The organism is Rhodococcus sp. R1101 (assembly GCF_000278445.1).
Classification (GTDB): domain Bacteria; phylum Actinomycetota; class Actinomycetes; order Mycobacteriales; family Mycobacteriaceae; genus Rhodococcus; species Rhodococcus gordoniae.
This window is the reverse complement of sequence record NZ_AJVB01000309.1, coordinates 1-4,450: the sequence shown is the minus strand read 5'-3', so window position 1 is coordinate 4,450 and position 4,450 is coordinate 1. Positions and strand designations below refer to the sequence as shown.

General features: G+C 70.1%; 2 protein-coding genes and 1 pseudogene. All 3 read right to left on the bottom strand.

What is annotated here, in order from left to right:
• The coding region (locus tag R1101_RS0116645; RefSeq protein ID WP_016934509.1) for an NADH-quinone oxidoreductase subunit G at positions 1-1,662 on the bottom strand (1,662 nt) is incomplete at its 3' end.
• Positions 1,659-3,845 carry an NADH-quinone oxidoreductase subunit NuoF gene (gene nuoF / locus R1101_RS29670; RefSeq protein ID WP_016934508.1) on the bottom strand — a complete coding sequence of 729 codons (2,187 nt, stop codon included), beginning with the start codon at positions 3,843-3,845 and terminating at the stop codon, positions 1,659-1,661. The genes nuoF and R1101_RS0116645, both read right to left, overlap by 4 nt.
• A pseudogene (locus R1101_RS0116635) lies at positions 3,842-4,450 on the bottom strand (NADH dehydrogenase subunit D); the annotation flags it as partial. The pseudogene R1101_RS0116635 and the gene nuoF, both read right to left, overlap by 4 nt.

Below are 4,450 nucleotides of genomic sequence, written 5' to 3'. Positions count from 1 at the left end.
ACCCGGTCGGGACGGCAGGGTGTCGGCCGCAAGACCCCAGGCCGACTCGATGTCGCGCCGGGCCTGCGGGTCGTCGACGGGGCGGCCCCCGGGCAGCAGGGTCGGGAACGCACCCGCTTCGAGGGCGCCGCGATCACCGGCGCGCCGCGGGATCCACGCCAGGCGGGCCCCGGTCTCATCGGCGAGGGCCGCCGCGGCGGACAGCGCACCGGGTGATGCCGCAGCGCGCTCCCCTACCAGCACGATCGCGCCGGGAGTTCGCATCGCGGCGGCCGCGTCGGAGGACGACCCGGTGCGGATCGCGTCGAGTGCACGCGCCTCGTCGCCCGGTACGCACCGCTCGAGTCGCCCCGACAGCTTGTGTACGCCGCGCGAGGCGAACGGTGCGATCGTGAAGACCTGCAGCCTGTTCCGCCGGACCGCCTTGCGCAGCCGCAGGAAGACGATCGGCGATTCCTCCTCGGGTTCGAATCCGACGAGCAGCACCGCCGGCGCGCGGTCGAGGTGGCGGTAGGTGACCTCGAGGTGCCGTCCGGCGACCCGTGCGGCGAGGAAGGCCGTCTCCTCGTCCGACAGGGCGCGGCTGCGGAAGTCGATGTCGTTGGTGCCGAGCGCCGTGCGCGCGAATTTCGCATAGGCGTAGGCGTCCTCGACGGTGAGCCGGCCGCCGGTCAGGACTGCGGCCCTGCCACGTGCCGCCGCCAACCCACGGGCGGCGACCCCGAGCGCCTCGATCCACGAGGCGGAGACGAGCGCTCCCGTGTCGTCGCGGACGAGGGGCGTGGTGAGGCGGTCGTCGGCGGTGGCGTAGGTGAACGCCCAGCGTCCCTTGTCGCAATTCCATTCCTCGTTGACCTCGGGGTCGTCTCCGGCGAGGCGGCGCAGCACGGCTCCGCGACGGTGGTCGGTGCGTTGGGCGCAACCGCTCGCGCAGTGTTCGCACACGCTCGGTGTGGAGACCAGGTCGAACGGGCGGGCGCGGAACCGGTAGGCGGCGCCCGTGAGGGCACCGACCGGGCAGATCTGGACGGTGTTGCCGGAGAAATACGACTCGAACGGTTCCTCGGTGTAGATGCCGACCTGCTGCAGCGCTCCGCGGTCGAGCATGTCGACGAACCGGTCGCCCGCGACCTGATCGGCGAAGCGGGTACACCGGGCGCACAGCACGCACCGTTCGCGGTCGAGGAGCACCTGTGAGGAGATCGCGATGGGTTTCGGATAGGTGCGTTTGGTGTCCTCGAAGCGGGACTCGGCGCGGCCGTTGGACATCGCCTGGTTCTGCAACGGGCACTCACCACCCTTGTCGCACACCGGGCAGTCGAGCGGATGGTTGATGAGCAGCAGTTCCATCACGCCGCGCTGTGCCTTGTCGGCTACCGGCGAGGTGAACTGGGTGCGCACGACCATCCCGTCGGTGACCACCGAGGTGCACGAGGCGAGCGGTTTGCGCTGTCCCTCGACCTCGACGAGGCACTGGCGGCACGCGCCGACCGGCTCGAGCAGCGGGTGGTCGCAGAACCGCGGGATCTGCACCCCGATCAGTTCGGCGGCGCGGATCACGAGAGTGCCCTTCGGCACGGCGATCTCGGTGTCGTCGATGGTGATGTTCACGAGGTCGGTGGTCTCGGACTTCTCCGCACCGGCACCGGACACGGCGGTCATCGCTCGCCTCCTTCCGCGGGGGTGTCGGTGGCGAGCGTCGACAGGTGCGGGTCGAACGGGCAGCCGCCGTGCTCGAAGTGGGCGAGATACTCGTCGCGGAAGTACTTCAGCGAGGAGGTGATCGGGCTGGTCGCACCGTCACCGAGCGCGCAGAATGCCCGGCCGAGGATGTTGTCGGAGATGTCGAGCAGCTTCTCCAGGTCGGCTTCGGTACCCCGACCGTGTTCGAGCCGGTCGAGGATCTGCACGAGCCACCAGGTGCCCTCGCGGCAGGGGGTGCACTTGCCACACGATTCGTGGGCGTAGAACTCCGTCCAGCGCAGCACCGTGCGGACGACGCAGGTGGTCTCGTCGAAGATCTGCAGGGCCCGGGTCCCGAGCATCGACCCGGCGGCGGCGACGTTCTCGTAGTCCAGAGGGACGTCGAGATGTTCGTCGGTGAAGATCGGCGTCGACGAACCGCCGGGCGTCCAGAACTTGAGCCGGTGGCCGGCGCGCACACCCCCGGCGTAGCCGAGCAGCTCCCGCAGTGTGATGCCGAGCGGAGCCTCGTACTGGCCGGGGGCGGTGACGTGCCCGGACAGGGAGAACATCGCGAAGCCCGGTGATTTCTCGGTGCCCATCGAGCGGTACCAGTCCACACCGTTGCGGACGACGAGCGGGACGTTCGCGATGGATTCGACGTTGTTGACGACGGTCGGGCACGCGTACAGGCCGGCGACGGCGGGAAAGGGTGGGCGCAGACGAGGCTGGCCGCGCCGGCCCTCGAGGGAGTCGAGCAGCGCCGTCTCCTCACCGCAGATGTACGCGCCCGCACCGGCGTGGACGACGAGTTCGAGGTCGTATCCGGAACCGAGGATGTCGCGTCCTAGATAGCCGGCCTCGTAGGCCTCCGCGACCGCGGCGTGCAGACGCCGCAGGACCGGGACGGCCTCCCCCCGCAGGTAGATGAACGCGTGCCGGGCGCGGATCGCGTAGGCGGCGATGATCACGCCTTCGACGAGGGCGTGCGGGGTTGCCAGCATGAACGGGATGTCCTTGCAGGTTCCCGGTTCGGATTCGTCGGCGTTGACGACGAGATAGTGCGGCTTGTCGTCGCCCTGCGGGATGAACGACCATTTGGTGCCTGTGGAGAATCCGGCGCCGCCGCGGCCGCGGATCCCGGAGTCCTTGACCGCGGCAATGACGGCGTCCGGATCCATGCCGAGCGCGATGGGCAGGGCTTCGTATCCGCCGTGCCGCCGGTAGGCGTCGAGGGTCCACGCCCGCTCCTCGTCCCAGTAACGGGTGAGCACAGGGGTCAGACCCGTCGGGGATCTCCCGACAGTGACGACGGCCTCGTCCTTCTCCGGCGGTTCCGGTGCCCGCATGTCGTGCTCGCGGGCGACCCCGAGTCCGGCCAGGGAGGCCGGTCCGGCGGTGCCGGCGGCGTCGAGCGCACCGGGTCGGCGGTCGGGGAAACCGGCCAGCAGGCGCGCGGTGTCGCGGAAGCTGCGCAGCGGTGCGCCGCGCGTCGGTGTGGGCGTGCCGCCGGAGAGCAGTTCGTCGACGAGCTCGACCGCGGAGTCGACGGTGCGGTTGTCGAACAGCTCCCAGTCGACGGTCATCACCGGGGCGTAGTCACACGCCGCGTTGCACTCGATGTGTTCGAGGGTGATCGCGCCGTCGGCGGTGGTCTCGTCGTGTCCGATGCCGAGCCGGGTGCACAGCGCGGAGAAGATCTCGTCGCCGCCCATCACCGCGCACAGCGCGTTCGTACACACCCCCACGTGGTGGCGGCCCGTCGGCGAGCGGCGGTACATGGTGTAGAAGGTCGAGACGGCGGCGACCTCGGCGCCGGTGAGCTCGAGCCGCCGGGCACAGAACTCGATCCCGGCGGGGGTGATGTAACCATCCTCCGCCTGTACGAGGTGCAGCAGCGGTAGCAGCGCCGATCGTGGCTGCGGGTAGCGTGCGACGATCCGATCGGCGTCGGCGTCGAGACGGGCGCGCACGTCGTCGGGATAGTGGCGCGGCGCGTCGGGTGGGGTGAGATGGGTGTCCTCGTCGGGGCGCGGCCCGAGCGGGACGAGGACGGGTTCGCGCGCAGCGGGTTCGGTCATCGGGACGGCGGCGGACGTCTCGCTCGTGCCCGCCGTGCCGACGGTCTCCGAGCCCGGGGCCCGCACGAATTCGGTGCTCATCGGTCCACTCCCCCCATCACCGGGTCGATGCTGGCGACGGCGGCGATGACGTCGGAGACCATGCCGCCCTCGCACATCGCCGCGACGGCCTGCAGATTCGTGAACGAGGGATCGCGGTAGTGCACGCGGTAGGGCCGCGTGCCGCCGTCGCTGACCAGGTGGACGCCGAGTTCGCCGCGCGGCGATTCGACACCGATGTAGACCTGTCCCGCCGGGACTCGGATGCCTTCGGTGACGAGTTTGAAATGGTGGATCAGGCCCTCCATCGATTCGCCCATGATGTGGCGGATGTGGTCGGGCGAGTTGCCGAGCCCGTCCGGTCCGAGCCGGAGTTTCGACGGCCAGGCGATCTTGCCGTCCTGCACCATCACCGGGCCGGGACGGAGCCGGTCGAGGCACTGCTCGACGATCTTCAGCGACTCGCGCATCTCCCCGATCCGCACGAGATAGCGCGCGTAGCAGTCGGATCCCTCGGCGGTGACGATGTCGAACTCGTAGGTCTCGTAACCGCAATAGGGTTCGGCGCGGCGCAGATCGTAGGGCAGTCCGGTCGATCGGAGGATCGGGCCGGTGACGCCGAGGGCCATGCATCCGGTGAGATCGAG